Source organism: Embleya sp. NPDC050493 (assembly GCF_044458105.1).
GTDB lineage: Bacteria > Actinomycetota > Actinomycetes > Streptomycetales > Streptomycetaceae > Embleya.
This window is the reverse complement of the sequence record NZ_JBITHP010000042.1, coordinates 1-14,617: the sequence shown is the minus strand read 5'-3', so window position 1 is coordinate 14,617 and position 14,617 is coordinate 1. Positions and strand designations below refer to the sequence as shown.

15 protein-coding genes and 1 riboswitch are annotated in these 14,617 nt (G+C 72.3%); of the genes, 7 read left to right on the top strand and 8 right to left on the bottom strand.

Annotated features, from left to right (window positions below):
• Window positions 1–69 precede the first annotated feature (69 nt).
• A complete protein-coding gene (locus ACIBM5_RS43350) occupies window positions 70–477 on the top strand; it encodes a hypothetical protein (RefSeq protein ID WP_396012197.1) in 408 nt (135 codons plus the stop codon).
• Window positions 474–713, top strand: coding sequence for a hypothetical protein (locus ACIBM5_RS43345; RefSeq protein ID WP_396012196.1), 240 nt, complete (start codon window positions 474–476; stop codon window positions 711–713). The genes ACIBM5_RS43350 and ACIBM5_RS43345 overlap by 4 nt, the downstream gene beginning before the upstream one ends.
• Before the next feature lie 87 nt (window positions 714–800).
• Here the strand turns inward: ACIBM5_RS43345 and ACIBM5_RS43340 are convergent, their stop codons facing one another.
• Window positions 801–1,517 (bottom strand): GNAT family N-acetyltransferase, encoded by a 717-nt coding sequence (locus tag ACIBM5_RS43340; protein WP_396012195.1) that lies wholly within the window; start codon window positions 1,515–1,517, stop codon window positions 801–803.
• A gap of 244 nt (window positions 1,518–1,761) precedes the next feature.
• Window positions 1,762–1,857 (bottom strand): putative leader peptide, encoded by a 96-nt coding sequence (locus tag ACIBM5_RS43335; RefSeq protein ID WP_391583616.1) that lies wholly within the window; start codon window positions 1,855–1,857, stop codon window positions 1,762–1,764.
• A gap of 231 nt (window positions 1,858–2,088) precedes the next feature.
• A riboswitch (SAM riboswitch) is annotated at window positions 2,089–2,199 on the top strand.
• A gap of 37 nt (window positions 2,200–2,236) precedes the next feature.
• Here ACIBM5_RS43335 and ACIBM5_RS43330 point away from each other — a divergent pair.
• The 3 genes from ACIBM5_RS43330 (at window position 2,237) to ACIBM5_RS43320 (ending at window position 5,584) form a co-directional block, all read left to right on the top strand.
• Window positions 2,237–2,416 carry a hypothetical protein gene (locus ACIBM5_RS43330; protein ID WP_396012194.1) on the top strand — a complete coding sequence of 60 codons (180 nt, stop codon included), beginning with the start codon at window positions 2,237–2,239 and terminating at the stop codon, window positions 2,414–2,416.
• 509 nt (window positions 2,417–2,925) lie between these two features.
• A complete protein-coding gene (locus ACIBM5_RS43325; RefSeq protein ID WP_396012193.1) occupies window positions 2,926–4,152 on the top strand; it encodes an LLM class flavin-dependent oxidoreductase in 1,227 nt (408 codons plus the stop codon).
• 64 nt (window positions 4,153–4,216) lie between these two features.
• Window positions 4,217–5,584: an NtaA/DmoA family FMN-dependent monooxygenase gene (locus ACIBM5_RS43320; RefSeq protein WP_396012192.1), complete on the top strand. Its 1,368-nt coding sequence runs from the start codon at window positions 4,217–4,219 to the stop codon at window positions 5,582–5,584.
• A 52-nt stretch (window positions 5,585–5,636) separates the two neighbouring features.
• Here ACIBM5_RS43320 and glpK read toward each other — a convergent pair whose 3' ends face one another.
• The 3 genes from glpK to ACIBM5_RS43305 all read right to left on the bottom strand — a co-directional run bounded on the left by glpK (window position 5,637) and on the right by ACIBM5_RS43305 (window position 9,735).
• Window positions 5,637–7,151: a glycerol kinase GlpK gene (gene glpK / locus ACIBM5_RS43315; RefSeq protein WP_391583612.1), complete on the bottom strand. Its 1,515-nt coding sequence runs from the start codon at window positions 7,149–7,151 to the stop codon at window positions 5,637–5,639.
• Between the two features lie 65 nt (window positions 7,152–7,216).
• The gene (locus ACIBM5_RS43310; RefSeq protein ID WP_396012191.1) at window positions 7,217–8,074 is read right to left on the bottom strand and encodes an MIP/aquaporin family protein; all 858 of its coding nucleotides are present in this window, start codon (window positions 8,072–8,074) and stop codon (window positions 7,217–7,219) included.
• Window positions 8,071–9,735: a glycerol-3-phosphate dehydrogenase/oxidase gene (locus tag ACIBM5_RS43305; RefSeq protein WP_396012239.1), complete on the bottom strand. Its 1,665-nt coding sequence runs from the start codon at window positions 9,733–9,735 to the stop codon at window positions 8,071–8,073. The genes ACIBM5_RS43310 and ACIBM5_RS43305 overlap by 4 nt, the downstream gene beginning before the upstream one ends.
• A gap of 229 nt (window positions 9,736–9,964) precedes the next feature.
• On the opposite strand from ACIBM5_RS43305, the gene ACIBM5_RS43300 reads away from it, so the two are divergent.
• Window positions 9,965–10,441, top strand: coding sequence for a protein kinase (locus tag ACIBM5_RS43300; protein ID WP_396012190.1), 477 nt, complete (start codon window positions 9,965–9,967; stop codon window positions 10,439–10,441).
• Between the two features lie 613 nt (window positions 10,442–11,054).
• Here the strand turns inward: ACIBM5_RS43300 and ACIBM5_RS43295 are convergent.
• From ACIBM5_RS43295 to ACIBM5_RS43285, 3 genes are all read right to left on the bottom strand, one after another.
• Window positions 11,055–11,681: a hypothetical protein gene (locus ACIBM5_RS43295; protein WP_396012189.1), complete on the bottom strand. Its 627-nt coding sequence runs from the start codon at window positions 11,679–11,681 to the stop codon at window positions 11,055–11,057.
• Between the two features lie 137 nt (window positions 11,682–11,818).
• On the bottom strand, window positions 11,819–12,262 hold the full coding sequence (locus tag ACIBM5_RS43290) for an NUDIX domain-containing protein (protein WP_396012188.1): 444 nt from the start codon (window positions 12,260–12,262) through the stop codon (window positions 11,819–11,821).
• Between the two features lie 13 nt (window positions 12,263–12,275).
• Entirely contained in the window at window positions 12,276–12,917 is a 642-nt protein-coding gene (locus tag ACIBM5_RS43285) for an FMN-dependent NADH-azoreductase (RefSeq protein WP_396012187.1), read from the bottom strand.
• Window positions 12,918–13,337: 420 nt separating this feature from the next.
• On the opposite strand from ACIBM5_RS43285, the gene ACIBM5_RS43280 reads away from it, so the two are divergent.
• A complete protein-coding gene (locus ACIBM5_RS43280) occupies window positions 13,338–14,492 on the top strand; it encodes an alpha/beta hydrolase (RefSeq protein ID WP_396012185.1) in 1,155 nt (384 codons plus the stop codon).
• The last annotated feature ends 125 nt before the right edge of the window (window positions 14,493–14,617 follow it).

The window sequence follows — 14,617 nt, the reverse complement described above, 5'->3', positions numbered from 1 at the left end:
CGGGGTCATACCGTCTCGGCACGCCACTCCGCAGCGGGGTGGTGAACCGTGAAACTCGGGAGAACCACCATGTCTCGCCGTAGCACGACCGCACCCAAACGATTCGCGACGCTCGGCGCCCTCGCGGCCCTGACGACGATCGCTGCCCTGGCCGCGGCACCCGCCGCGCAGGCCGGCGCCATGCCCGGTGCCGACAAGCACAAGCCGGGCATCTGCAAGCGCGTCCCCGCCATCGACACCCGACTGGGCAAGGCGATCGATCGGCTGAACGGCGCCGCCGCCGTGAAGGGGTCCATCGCCCACCTCCAGGAGCGGATCGCCACCGCGGACAAGCTGAACCGCCCGGCGGTCAAGACCTACCTGAACGACAAGTTGGCCACCCGGCAGCGCCTGCTGCCGGAACTCCAGAAGCGCCGGACCGACCTGGCGAGCGTGAAGACCTGGTGCGACGCCCAGCAGCCCGCCGCAGGCAAGTGACCGGCCCACGTCGCCGTCGGGCGGTCGCCGTCCTGATCACGGTCCTCGCGCTCGGTCCGGCGCTGAACGCATGCGGCGGATCGCACGACGACAACGGCGGCGGCCGGGCTCCGGCCGGCACTCGGGCCACTCCCACCGACCTGCCGTCGGAACTGGCGTCGATCGTGGGCGAGGCGGAGCAGGCGGCCGACCGAGCGGACCAGGACGCCGAAGCGCCGGAGACCCCGCCGGGCTGACCCGGACCGGCGAGCCGCTCCGTACTGGGCGGCTCGCCGGCACGGCGGCGACCGACGACGCAGTCGACCCCGGAGCGACCGCGTCGCCTACCCCGCGACCACCGGTTCGGCCGGCTCCCCGGCCGGGACCCGCACCGCGACGAAGGACGGCGTACGCCGCAGCCGGAAACCCAACGACTCGTACAGCCGGATCGCGGTCACGTTCTCGGCCGCCGCGTGCAGGAACGGCGTCTCGCCGCGTGCGGTGATGCCGGCCACCAAGGCCAGGACCAGGCGGCCCGCCAGGCCCTGCCCGCGCCACGCCGGATCCGTGCACACCGCGCTTATCTCGGTCCAGCCCGGCGGATGCAGCCGCTCCCCGGCCATCGCGATCAGCGCGCCGTCGCGGCGCACCCCCAGATAGGTGCCCAACTCGATGGTCCGGGGCAGGAACGGGCCCGGTCGGGTGCGTGCGACCAGGTCGAGCATCTCGGGCACGTCGTCGGCGGCGAGCCGCACGAGCGAGTCGTCCGGCCGCCCGGCGACGGCGTCGCCCAGCATCTGCACCCCGCCGATCCGCATCACCACCTCCCACGGCGCCGGCGGGCGCAAGGCATCACCGTCGGCCAGCGGCAGGACGGCACCCGGAGCCGCCAGTGCGGCCAGATCCGCCCAGTCCGCCGGGCCCGGATCATCCGGCAGGGCCGCGAACGGCGCCACATCGGCGAGATAGCGCACGACCCGACCTCTGCGTTCGGCGAGCCCGGCGTGCGGGCCGGTCAGGGACGAGTAGGCCACGTTGTCCAACACGCGCACGTCGTTCATGCCGTGCCGACCGTCACTCGGGATGGGGACATCGTCGATCCACTCCGCTCTCGCGTCGTCTGGGGGAGGGCGGCCGGGCGAGTGCCCACGCGCCGAACTCGGCGACGTCACACCGCACATCCGTGGCCCTGCGGGAAAAGGTCGTGCCGGATGCGGCCGGCGGCGCACCGGTCGGCCGGTCTGTTCGACCGGCTCCGATACGGCGCAAGCGCACGGCGCGGTCGGGTGGCACCGATCGTACGGCTCAGAAGGAGCCGGGCAGCGCGGATCGACACGCGGCACTGCTCACCCGCAGCAGGTCGATGTGCCTGCGGGTCGCCAACCGGATCCGAGCCTGCATGATCGGCAGGTTACGAGCTTGATCGCGCCCCGTCAAAGGGTGTCCACGACTCGACGCATCCACGCCGCTCGGCCGCCGGCCCGCCGGATCCGCCCCTTCGGGGCGCCCCTCGCGGCAGCGGTAAGACGCCTGCCTCGCCCGGTTGTTGCCGCCGTCCGGGTCGATGGACAAGACCCCGAGGGCTGCGTTAGCGTCGCGATGTCGGCCGGGATCGGTCGTCGCCGCAGTACGTGTCACGAGTGCCAACGTTCAGCCCCGGCTTGTTGGTCGGCAACCCTCCTCCGCGACGGGGTGCCCCGGGTGAGGACACGGCCGCGCGTCTTTCGCGTGGCAACGCGGGGCCCGCCTCGAACGGGCCCAGGGGCAAGGGGACGATGTGATGGACAGGTGGGTGAACGCGCCGCCGCGCCGCGCCGCCGCATCCGTCGTGGCCGACGTGCCGACCCCGGCCGCCCACCGGACGAACTCCCGTGACCGACAGGCGAATTCACCCCGGGCCCGACTGACCCGGCGGCTGTTCATCGACCTGCGCCGCTCCGCCGGCTCCCTGTGTCACTGACCCGCTAGGGGCTTCTTCGATCCCCGCGCTCGACGGGAGATCGCACGGCGCTCCCGCGGTCGCGTCGGCATGCCGCTTTACCGGCGAGCCGCACCCGGCCCGCGCTCCCGCGCCGATTCCGCCGCGCCGGGTGAACCCACCGCGCACCACCACGGGTTCGCCGCCGCAGGGGCGTTCGGGCATCGGCATCCGTGCGCCCGGCAAGCGGAATCCGTGCGCCCGGTCACCGCGATACACGCCCGCCCGACCTCGGAGTGACCGGCGCAGTCCCGCATTCGCCGACGGACCACCGTCCGCCGGCCCTGCCGTGACGCCCGCTCGCCCGCGGTCCGCCCCGTTCCTCCGTCCGTGACGCAACCTGCCCCATCCGGCGACACCCACCGACCTTGCGCGACGTACCGGCCCTGCGCCACGCAGGGACCCCACCACCCACCGACCCCCAACCAGCCAGAAACCCCCCACCACCCACGAACCCGCGTCAGTCACTCACCGGAAAGCGAGATCCACCCATGACGACCACCCCGAACACCCCCGGCCCGCTGCACCTGGCCGTCGCGCTGGACGGCGCCGGCTGGCATCCGGCCGCCTGGCGCGAACCCGACGCCCGTCCGGCCGAGTTGTTCACCGCCCGCTACTGGACCGACCTGGTCGCCGAGGCGGAAGCGGGTCTGCTCGACTTCGTCACCATCGAGGACGCGCTCTCGCTGCAATCCACCCGCTTCGACGGCCCCGACACCCGCACCGACCAGGTCCGGGGCCGACTCGACGCGGTGCTGATCGCCGCGCGCGTCGCGCCCACGACCGAACACATCGGACTGGTTCCGACCGCCACTGTCACGCATACCGAGCCGTTTCACGTCTCCAAGGCGATCGCCACCCTCGACTTCGTCAGCCTCGGCCGCGCCGGGTGGCGCGCCCAGGTGTCCCGACCGGCCGAGAACGCGCACTTCGGCCGCCGCGAGCACAGGCCGTTCACCGTCGAAGACCTCGATCGGCCCGACGTGGCGGCCACGGTCGCGGAGAACTTCGCCGAGGCACAGGACTTCGTCGAGGTGGTGCGCCGACTGTGGGACAGCTGGGAGGACGGCGCGGAGATCCGCGACGCGGCCACCGGCCGGTTCATCGACCGCGGCAAGCTGCACTACATCGACTTCGTCGGGCCCCGGTTCCGGGTCCGCGGCCCCTCGATCGTGCCGCGCCCGCCGCAGGGGCAGCCGCTGGTCACCGTACTGGCCCACGCCACGGTGCCGTACCGGCTCGGCGCCCGCTCCGCCGACGTGGTGTACGTGACGCCGCGCGACCACGACGACGCCCGCGCCATCGTCACCGAGATCCGCGCCGAACAACGGGCCGCGCAACGGGAGTCGGAGACCGTACACGTCTTCGGCGACCTGGTCGTGCTCCTCGACGAGAGCACCGCCGCGGCCCGCGACCGCAAGGCGCGGCTGGACGAGCTCGACGGCGCCGAATACGACAGTGACGCACTCGTGTTCACCGGCACCGCCGCCGACCTCGCCGACCTCCTCCAGGACTGGCAAGACGCCGGCCTGACCGGATTCCGGCTGCGCCCGGCCGCGTTGCCACACGACCTGCACGCCATCACCCGCGACCTGGTGCCCGAACTGCAACGCCGCGGCGCCTTCCGCACCGCCTACGAGGCCGGTTCGCTGCGCGCCCGACTCGGCCTGCCGCGCCCGGACAGCCGCTATGCCACGCCCACGGCGGCGGCCTCGTGACCCGCACCGCCACCACCATCCGCCGCAGCGCCGTCCCGGCCATCGTCCGAAGGGACCCATCCCGATGAGCACCTCGCGCAAGCAGATCATCCTCGGCGCCTACGTGGGAGGCGTGAACCACCACACCGTGTGGTCCGATCCCGAAGCCGGCAGCCAGATCGACTTCTCCACCTTCACGCACGTCGCCCGGACCGCCGAACGCGGCCGATTCGACTTCTTCTTCCTTGCCGAGGGCCTGGCCCTGCGCGAACGCCTGGGCCTGATCTTCGACCAGGACGTGGTCGGGCGCCCCGACACACTGCCCGTGCTCGGCGCGCTGGCCGCCGTCACCGAACACCTGGGCCTGATCGGCACGATCAACGCCACCTTCAACGAACCCTACGAACTGGCCCGCCAGTTGAGCAGCCTCGACCACCTGTCCGGCGGTCGGGCGGGCTGGAACGTGGTCACCTCCTTCGATGCGTTCACCGGCGCGAACTTCCGCCGCGGCGGTTTCCTGGACCGCAAGGACCGCTACACCCGGGCGGGCGAGTTCCTGGCCGCCGCCCGTGAACTGTGGGACTCCTGGGCGGCGGACGCGGTGGCCGCCGACCGGGACACGGGCGTCTTCCTGCGCGATGCCAAGGCCGGCGAATTCGCTTTCTCCGGAGAGCAGTTCGACATCTCGGGGCGGTTCGGTACGCCGCGCAGCCCGCAGGGCCGGCCGGTGATCCTCCAGGCCGGCGTCTCGCCGCAGGGCCGCGACTTCGCCGCCGGTGGAGCCGACGCGATCTTCTCGCCCTACCACCGCCTCGACGAGGCGCAGGCGTTCTACCGCGACATCCAGGCCCGGGCCGGCCGCCTGGGCAGGCCCGCCGGCTCGGTCAAGCTGCTGCCGCACGCATCCTTCGTACTCGGCGAGAGCGAAGCCGACGCCGTCGAGCGACACCGCGACATCACCCGGCGCCAGATCGGCGGACGCACCGCACAGATCCTGCTGGAGACGGTCTGGAACCGCGACCTGTCCGGCTACGACCCGGACGGCCCGCTGCCCGACGTGGACCCCGACCCCGACGGCCCGCCCCTGGTGCAGGGCCGGGCGCGGATCGCCGAGGACGCGCATCGCCGGGTCGCGGAGTGGCGCGCGCTGGCCGAGGCGAACAAGTACTCGCTGCGCGACCTGGCCATCCACGTGTTCGGCCGCACCGAGTTCGTCGGCACGCCCGAGCAAGTGGCCGAGCGGATCGACACGTTCGTCCAGCAGGACGGCTCGGACGGCTTCATCCTCGGCTCCCACCTGACCCCCACCGGCCTGGACGAGTTCGTCGACAGGGTCGTTCCGCTGCTCCAGGAACGCGGCTCGCTGCGTGCCGACTACACCGGCGGCACACTCCGCGAGAACCTGGGCATCCCGTCGGTCGAGCAGGCGGGTGCCATCGCGCGCGTGGCGTGATGCGCCCGGGCCGGGGACGGGAGCGGCCCGTTCCGTCCCCGGCCCGGCCGGCTCACCCGTTCGGCACCCAGTCCAACGTGCGCTCCACCGCCCGCTTCCAGTCGGCGTACCCGCTCTCGCGGCGCTCGCCATCCCATTCCGGTTCCCAGCGGGCGTCCTGATTCCAGTTGGCCCGCAACTCGTCCGTGTCCCGCCAGAAACCGACCGCGAGACCGGCGGCGTACGCCGCGCCCAGCGCGGTGGTCTCGGGGACCGTCGGCCGGATCACCGGCACACCCAGCACGTCGGCCTGGATCTGCATGCACAGGCTGTTGTCGGTGACCCCGCCGTCCACCTTCAACACGCTCAGCGCCACCCCGGAATCCTTGGCCATCGCATCCACCACGTCCCGGCTCTGGTAGCAGATCGCCTCCAGCGTGGCCCGGGCGATGTGGCCCACGTCGTGGTAGCGGGCCAGGCCGACGATCGCGCCGCGTGCGTCGCTGCGCCAGTACGGCGCGAACAGGCCGGAGAAGGCCGGCACGAAGTACACCCCGGCGGTGTCCTCGACCTGCCGGGCCAGGGTCTCGCTGTCCTCGGCCTTCTTGATGATGTGCAACTGGTCGCGCAGCCACTGCACCGCCGACCCGGTCACCGCGATCGACCCCTCCAGCGCGTACACCGGGTCCTGACCCGCGAAGTGGTAGGCGACCGTGGTGAGCAGGCCGTGCTCGGAGCGCACGATGCGGTTGCCCGTGTTGAGGAGCATGAAGTTGCCGGTGCCGTAGGTGTTCTTCGCCTCGCCCTCGGCGAAGCACACCTGGCCCACCGTGGCCGCGTGCTGGTCGCCCAAGGTGCCGGTCAGCGGAATCCCCACCAGCGGGCTCGCGTCGGGTGACCTGCCGTAGCCGTCCGGGTAGCTCGACGGGCGGATCGTGGGCAACATGCCGCGCGGGATGTCGAAGAACGACAACAACTCGTCGTCCCAGTCCAGCGTGCGCAGGTCCATCAACATCGTGCGCGAGGCGTTGGTGACGTCGGTGACGTGCACCCCGCCGCGGGCCCCGCCGGTCAGGTTCCACAACAACCACGTGTCGATGGTGCCGAAGATCGCGTCGCCGCGCTCGGCGTCCCGGCGCACCCCGTCGACGTTCTCCAGGATCCACTGCACCTTGCCCGCCGCGAAGTACGTCGACGGCGGCAGACCGGCCTTGGCCCGGATCACCTCGCCGCGACCGTCCTCGTCCAACGCGCGGGCGATCCGGTCGGTGCGGGTGTCCTGCCAGACGATCGCGTTGTAGTACGGCCTGCCGGTGTGCCGATTCCACACCACCGTGGTCTCGCGCTGATTGGTGATGCCCAGTGCGGCGAAGTCGGCGGGCGTGAGGTTGTGGTGGTTGAGCCCACTGGCGATCACCGAACGGGTGCGCTCCCAGATCTCCACCGGGCTGTGCTCCACCCACCCCGCCCGCGGCATGATCTGCCGATGCTCCAACTGCTCGCGCCCGACCACGGTGCCGCCGTGATCGAAGACCATGAACCGGGTACTGCTGGTGCCCTGGTCGATTGCCGCGACGAAATCCGCCATCTCGAATCCTCCACTGTGGCGACGCCCGGACCTGTCCGCGCGGCGTCGGATGTGCCGTACGGCCGTCAGTCGGCTTCGACCACTCTGCCCGCCGGTTGCTCCGATGTGGGCAGGAACGGCGCGATCAACCAGCGGTAGAGCCCCGCGCCGACCAGACCGCCGATCAACGGCCCGACGATCGGTACCCAGAAGTACAGGTTGCCGTACTGATCGCGCCACGCACCGCCGTATCCGGTCAGGAAACTGGCCAGCCGCGGGCCGAAGTCGCGGGCCGGGTTGATCGCGTAGCCGGCGTCGGTACCGAACGCCATCCCGATCGCGACCACCAACAGGCCCGTGAGCAGCGCGCCGAGATTGGCCTTGGGCGCGGTGTTGAGCACGTCCGTCAACGCCATGATCACCAGCAGCAGGATCGCGGTGCCGATGATCTGGTCGCGCAGCGCACCCCACTCGCTGACCGGGAACGTGCCGTTGCCCGGCAGCGTGGAGAAGACCGTCTGGGTCTTGATCGTGTGCCCGGGATCGGCCTGGGCCAGCACCTCGGTGTAGTTCCAGCGCACCAGCAGGGCCGCGACGAACGCCCCCGCGGTCTGGGCGAGCGCGTACGGCGCCACCTTGTGCCACGGGAAGCCGCGGAAGGCCGCGAGCGCCACCGTCACCGCCGGGTTCAGGTGCGCGCCCGAGGTGCGCGCGGCGATGTACACCCCGAACGTCACCCCCAGGCCCCAGGCCCACGCGATGCTGTCGTGATTGCCCAGGTCTGCCGCGACGACCTGGGCCACCACGCCGGCGCCGAACAGGATGAGCACCATCGTGCCGACGAACTCGGCGACCAACTCGCCGCCGAGCTCCCACCGCTCGCTCGGCGGCCCGGCCGGGGCCGCCCGCCGGGCCCCGGTGTCCGGAGCCGCGCCCGCGCTCACGGCGCCGGGACGATGTCGGGGGCGCCCAGCCGCGCCGCATCGGCGGTGAGGTCGTCCGGTTGTCGCTGCGCGTCGCGTTCGGCCTCGACCCGTTTCCCGTAGTGCGTGATCTCGTCGCGGATCTGCTGCTCGTCCCAACCCAGCGGCCCGGCCATCAGCCGCGCCGCGATCTCGGCGGCCTCCACGCCGCGATCCCACGACTCGATCGAGGCCCGAGTGCGCCGGGTCAACACGTCGTCCAGGTGGTGTGCGCCCTCGTGGGTGACCGCGTACACCACCTCGGCCCGCAGATAGTCGTCCGCACCGGGCAACGGCGTGGCCAACTCCGGGTCCTTTTCGATGAGTTCGAGCACCTCGCCGATCATCGAGCCGTACCGGGCGAGCAGGTGCTCGATCCGCACCACGTGCAGCCCGGACGCCCGGGCCAGGCTGTGTCGGCGGTTGCGCAGCGCCTGGTATCCGTCGGCGCCCAGCAGCGGCACGTCGTGGGTCACCGACGGGCCCGGGTGCGCGCCGTCCAGCGTGCGCACCGCCTCGTCCACGGCGTCCTTGGCCATCACGCGATACGTGGTGTACTTGCCGCCGGCGATCACCACCAGGCCCGGGACGGGATGGCCGACCAGGTGCTCCCGGGACAGCTTGCTGGTTTCGGCCGCGTCGCCCGCCAGCAGCGGTCGCAGCCCCGCGTACACGCCCTCCACGTCGTCCCGGGACAGCGGCGTGGCCAGCACCCGGTTGACGTGCTCCAGCAGGTAGTCGATGTCGCGCGAACTCGCCGCGGGGTGCTGCTTGTCGAGGTCCCAGGGGGTGTCGGTGGTCCCGATCAGCCAGTGCCGGCCCCACGGGATCACGAACAGCACGCTGGCCTCGGTGCGCAGGATCAACCCGGACCGCGAGTTCACCCGATCCCGGGGCACGAGCACGTGCACGCCCTTGGACGCGCGTACGTGGAACTGGCCCCGGGTGTCGGCCATCGCCTGGGTGTCGTCGGTCCACACGCCCGTCGCGTTGATCACCTGCTTGGCGTGTACCTCGAACACCCGGCCCGACTCGACGTCGACGACCGTCGCGCCGGTGACCCGCTCGCCCTGCCGGAGGAAGCCGGTGACCCGGGTCCGGTTGGCCACGTGCGCGCCGTACGCGGCGGCCGTGCGGGTGATGGTCATGGTGTGCCGGGCGTCGTCCACCTGCGCGTCCCAGTACTGCACCGCGCCGATCAACGCGTCCGACTTGAGCGCGGGCACCTCGCGCAGCGCGCTGCGCCGGGTCAGGTGCCGGTGATGCGGCAGGCCCCGTGAGTTGCCGGAGGTCACACCCATCGTGTCGTAGAGCAACACACCGGCGCCGACGTACAGCCGCTCCCATCCGCGATGGGTCAGCGGATACAGGAACTTCACCGGGCGCACCAAGTGCGGGGCCAGCCGTTGCACCAGCAGGCCGCGTTCGCGCAGCGCCTCCTGGACCAGCCGGAAGTCCAGCATCTCCAGGTAGCGCAGCCCGCCGTGGATGAGCTTGCTGGAGCGACTGGAGGTGCCGCTGGCCCAGTCCCGGCCCTCGACCAGGCCCACGCTCAGGCCCCTGGTGACGGCGTCGAGTGCGCACCCGGCGCCGACGACACCCCCGCCGATGACCAGGATGTCCAGCTCACGGCCGGATCCCATGGCGGTCAGGGCATCTTCGCGGGCCTTCGGCGACAGGGCGACGGGCTTCACGTCGGACTCCTCGGCAGGGAAACGCTGGCCCCTACATTCGATGGCCTGCGGCCGTCGCCCGCACGTCGAGCGGCGGCCGACTGTGGGCCGGGCGGAGTAACGCGGGAAGTCGTGGGTTCGCCCGATCGGGGTGATCGAGCGGCCGATCGTCGATCCCGTACGGTGATGCCCGCGACGGATGGACGGGCGGGAGTCGGGGCGGTGGTGGACGCGGTCGGGGCGGAGGATCCGCAGCGGATCGGTTCGTTCGCGGTGCTGGGCCGGCTGGGGCGGGCAGGTGTTCCTCACCCGATCGCCCGGCGGGTGGTTGGTGGCGGTCAAGACGGTGCATGCGGAGTCGGCCGCGGATCCGCGCTTCCGGCGCCGGTTCGCAGCCGAGATTTCGGCCATGCGGCGGATCGGCGGCTTCCGGACGGCCGCGTTCGTCGACGCGGATGCCGAGGCCGAGACGGCGTGGCCGGCCACCGCGTACATCCGCGGCCCCTCGCTGACCCGAGCCGTGACCGAGCACGGGCCGCTGCCCGAGTCGAGCGCGCGGCTGCCGGCCGCCGGGCCGGCCGAGTCGCTGGTCGCGATCCACGCGGTCGGCCTGGTGCATCGCGACCTGAAGCCAGCCAACGTGCTGCTGACCGCCGACGGCCTGCGGAGCCGATGAGCGAGCCGGCGACGGTGACGGAGGCGGTGGGCGTGCCGCCGACGTACCCGAGGCAGCCTTCGGAGGCGGCCACCGCGACGGTGCCGCCGGCCGAGGCCGGGCAACCACCGTCTCGGCCCGCGCAACCGCCGGCCCCGGCGTGGTCGCCGGCTTCCGCGCAGGCACCGGGTTCCGCGCAGGCTTCGACTCCCGCGCAGGCTCCGGCTTCCGCGCGGGCTCCCGAGTGGGCACCGGTTCCGGTGCCGCCGCGGCCGGAGTTCGCGCCGCCCGGGAAGGGTTCCGGCATGGCGCGCCGTCGGTTGTTGATCGGCGGCTCGGTGGTGGCCGCGGCGCTCGCGGGCGGAACCACGTTCCTGCTCACCCGGGACGACGGCGGGAACCCCGGCCCGGCGGCGAACAAGTCCTCGCCGAGCGCGAGTTCGTCCGGGAACGTGCCGGGCGAAAGGCACGCCGGGCGCGAACGGCGCGCAGCCACCGGTGGGTTCGTGCCCCGGTGTCGGACTGCTTCGGCCGAGCCGTCGCGGTCGTCGAGCCGCCGGGTACCGGCGGTGGCGCGCCGCGTGGTGGGGATCTGCCGTTTCCTCGCCGCCCGGACTGAGCCCGGCGCCGCGGGTCAGCCGCGCCCGACCGCCGACCCGCTGCGTGGGACGGTGGCCTGCGTGATGCGTGTGGTGAGGGTGTGCCAGGGGCGGCAGGCGACCACGGGCAGTCCGTGCTGCTCGGCCTGCTCGGCGAGCCACCGGGAGTAGCGCACACCGACCTCGGCGCGCTGCGTCTGGCTGCCGTGTTCCGGCTCGCGGTCGGCGTAGTTGGCGACAACCCGGGCGACATCGTCCTCGTGCAGGAACGCCGCCCGTACGCTGCGCCCGGCGGCGGCACCCGCGCGGATCGCCCGGGCGGCGGCGGCCGGGGTGATGTAGTCGCCCTCCACGACGGCCGGCACGGGGACGGTCAGCCGATTGTCGACCACGCCGACGACCGCGGGCTCCAGCGCGATGGCGGTGGCGATCTGGAGTTGCAACTCCCGGTCGGGGCTCGGCCGCGCGGAGTCGGGAAGCCGATCGAAATGGTGGAGGCCGGGGTGGGTCCCCGCGTCGGTGATGGCCTGGACCGCGCTTACCACGTCGTCGAACTCCACCACGAACGCCCCCGACTCCCGGGCCAGTTCGGCCGCCGCCCGACTCTTGCCCAGGCCCGAGGCGCCACCGAGGAGCAGGATGTCCCACTGGGTGTCGATCATCGATCGACGGTATCGCAGCCCCTCGGATCGATGCCGCACCCACCCACCGCGACCGAGGCGCCGGTGCGTCGCGGGCGGGTGCGCGCCGTCGTGACACCCGTCGACGCGCCGCGATGGTCGCGCGGCCAGCGGACCGGTCAGGCCGCGAGCGCGCCGGTGCGGCGCAGCAGGGGCAGGACGTGATCGGTGACCGCCGGAGCGAGCCGCAGGTCGTCGTCCCGGCCGGACGTCCAGCGCAGTTCGGCCAGTTCGGCCGCCGGGACCGGCTCGCGGTCCAGGCGCGTCGTGAAGACGGTCAGCCGCATCGGCAGACCCTCCAGGACGGCGACGGAGTCGACGGCGGCCAGGAATCGGGGTTCCACGAGCCGCGCACCCAGTTCCTCGTCGAGTTCGCGGCGCAGCGTCTCCAGCGGGCTCTCGCCCGGGTCGGGTTTGCCGCCGGGCAGGTAGAACAGGTCCGGTGCCGCCTTCTTGCTCACCACCATGAGGCGCCGCGCGTGCACGATTGCCGCCGCGACCACGACCACCGGACCGTTCGCCTCGACATTCGGTATGGAATCCGTCGGATTCTGCTGCGTCATGTATCGAATTCTGTCATCGGGTGCGGGTGGCCAGTGCTTCGAGTGTCTCGTATGCCTGATTCAGCGACTTCTCGGCCAGCGGCTTGAGGGCGGACATCGCCGGGACGATCGCGGCCAGAGTCAGTTCGGCGTGGACGAACTCCAGGTCGTCCGCGAGGCCGATCGAGCTCAGCACGGCACGCAGGTAAGGCTCCTGGTGATCCCAGTCCGCACGCGGCGTGCCGGGAGCGTAGGACCCGCCCCTGCTGGTGATCACCACGACGGACGTGCCCGCCAGCGGACCGGGGCCGCCGTCCGGCGTGACCATGGTGGCCGGGGTCACGACGCGGTCCAGCCAGGCCTTGACCGTCGACGGGATGGAGTAGTTGTACATCGGCACGCCCAGCACGACGGTGTCCGCCGCGCGCAGTTCGGCGTTCAGGGCCTCGGTCAGGGCTCGTTCCCGCGGCGGCTCGCCGTGCCCGCGGCCGGGGTCGAGCAGCGCTTCGCGAACCTCGTGGGTGATGTGCGGGACGGGTTCGGCGGCCAGGTCGCGGTGGGTGTAGCCACCGTCGGGGTGGGTCTCGCGCCAGCGCGTGGCGAAGTGGGCGGACAGTTCGCGGGACACCGAGCCGCTGTGGCGGATGCTGGCGTCCAGGTGCAGCAGGGAAGGCATGCACGACCTCGAATCGTTCGGGCGGCGGGAGGGTGCCGGGAGAGGGACAGTCGGGTCGATGGGGCCGAGGCGGCGACGGACGGGCTCGGTCTCGGCACCGCGTGTCCACGACCGTAGACATTGACGCGGGCGTGAGGGCAACGCCGTGCTCGGGCGCGGGGCAGAGGGTTCGCCGCCCGCGGCGCGTCGCGGTACCGCGGTCGGCGGAGATCGGGTCGGGTGCTACCGCGCAGGTTTCCCCGCGATGTCCACCGCGTGCGGGACGACAGTCCGCGCCGGCTCGGCCAGGGTTGCGCCAGGTCGGGCCCGCGTGCGGGCACATCGATACGGCGAAAAGCGTCGGGGGTATCCGTGGATGGCACAGGCAGAACGAACGGAACACACGCACCGGGACGAAGCCGCCGAGGCGCACACCGCGTCGTGACCGTGTTCGCGGTCGCGGCGGCGCTGATGGTGGCCGTGCTGGGCCTGCCGACCCGGGCCCAGGCCTTCCCACCGCCGCCGGCACCGCCGTTGCCCGCGGCGAATTCGCACGGCATCACGCTCACCCAGTGGACGAACTCGAACCTGCTCAGCGACCGCAGGATGTTCGACGCCACGATGACCACCTCGGCGATCATGCAGCCGCGCGGCGGCACGCCCTCGATCGACCCGGTCACCGTGCCGGTCAAGGTGCGGATCTGGCTGCCCGACGACTACGTGACCGACCCGGCCAGGGCGTATCCGGTGCTCTACCTGCTGCACGGCGGATTCGGGGACTTCGAGCAGTGGTCCAAGTCCGACGCGGGCGACATCCTGAACACGATCGACCGCCGCACGTTCAAGGGCATCGTGGTCATGCCCGAGGGCGGCAAGGCCGGTTGGTACACGGACTGGGCGGGACACACCCAGGGCAACTTCGCGCCGCTGTGGGAGACCTTCCACATGCGGCAGTTGGTGCCCTGGATCGACGCGAACTTCAACACCGTCGACAACCGCTCGGGACGCGCGATCGCGGGTGTGTCGATGGGCGGACTGGGCGCGCTGCGCTACGCCGCCGACCTGCGGGACCGGTTCTCGGCCGTCGGGGCGTTCTCGGGCGGCACCACGCTGGCCGACGACCGCGCCTTGAACCGGGTGGCCGACTCGATGCTCGGCTACGGGGCGGCGACCTCCTGGAACGGTCTCGCCGATCCGAACTACCGGGTGTTCGGCAGTCCGTTGGAGCGCACCGAAGCGGTTTACGGGCCGCAGGCGAACTGGGCGGCGATCACCCCGGTGGGCATGGCCGCGGCGGGCAAGTACGCGGGCTACGCGGGCAAGTTCGCGATGTACTCCGGCGGCGCCAACGGCCAGGGCGTGCCCAGCGGCCAGGGCGAGTCCGACATCAAGACGTGGAACGACCAATTGCGCACGGTCATCGGCACCTCGTTCACGCCCCGCTATTGCACGGGCCCCGGCGAACACGGCTGGGACTACTGGCGCAACGACCTGCGCGACTTCGTCCAGTACGTGTACGGCAGCACGCCGCCCGCCCACTGCACCGAGAACGGCCGCACGGGCAACACGGGCAACGTCCCGTGGGTCGCCCGGTAGGCGAGCCGGCCCGGCCCGGGCCCGACCGACGCGTTCACCCGCGGCGGTCGGGCCCGCCCTGCGTGTGGGCAAGTCCGCCCCACGGCCAAGGAGTTGGGCGAAACCCGGATGTTCCCCATCGGCAG

Bases quoted from the DNA above. Each gene is read 5' to 3' on its own strand.
- ACIBM5_RS43350 (WP_396012197.1), top strand. From the start codon at position 70: ATGTCTCGCCGTAGCACGACCGCACCCAAACGATTCGCGACGCTCGGC.
- ACIBM5_RS43340 (WP_396012195.1), bottom strand. From the start codon at position 1,517: ATGAACGACGTGCGCGTGTTGGACAACGTGGCCTACTCGTCCCTGACC.
- ACIBM5_RS43335 (WP_391583616.1), bottom strand. From the start codon at position 1,857: ATGCAGGCTCGGATCCGGTTGGCGACCCGCAGGCACATCGACCTGCTG.
- ACIBM5_RS43330 (WP_396012194.1), top strand. From the start codon at position 2,237: ATGGACAGGTGGGTGAACGCGCCGCCGCGCCGCGCCGCCGCATCCGTC.
- ACIBM5_RS43325 (WP_396012193.1), top strand. From the start codon at position 2,926: ATGACGACCACCCCGAACACCCCCGGCCCGCTGCACCTGGCCGTCGCG.
- ACIBM5_RS43320 (WP_396012192.1), top strand. From the start codon at position 4,217: ATGAGCACCTCGCGCAAGCAGATCATCCTCGGCGCCTACGTGGGAGGC.
- glpK (WP_391583612.1), bottom strand. From the start codon at position 7,151: ATGGCGGATTTCGTCGCGGCAATCGACCAGGGCACCAGCAGTACCCGG.
- ACIBM5_RS43305 (WP_396012239.1), bottom strand. From the start codon at position 9,735: ATGGGATCCGGCCGTGAGCTGGACATCCTGGTCATCGGCGGGGGTGTC.
- ACIBM5_RS43300 (WP_396012190.1), top strand. From the start codon at position 9,965: ATGGACGGGCGGGAGTCGGGGCGGTGGTGGACGCGGTCGGGGCGGAGG.
- ACIBM5_RS43295 (WP_396012189.1), bottom strand. From the start codon at position 11,681: ATGATCGACACCCAGTGGGACATCCTGCTCCTCGGTGGCGCCTCGGGC.
- ACIBM5_RS43290 (WP_396012188.1), bottom strand. From the start codon at position 12,262: ATGACGCAGCAGAATCCGACGGATTCCATACCGAATGTCGAGGCGAAC.
- ACIBM5_RS43285 (WP_396012187.1), bottom strand. From the start codon at position 12,917: ATGCCTTCCCTGCTGCACCTGGACGCCAGCATCCGCCACAGCGGCTCG.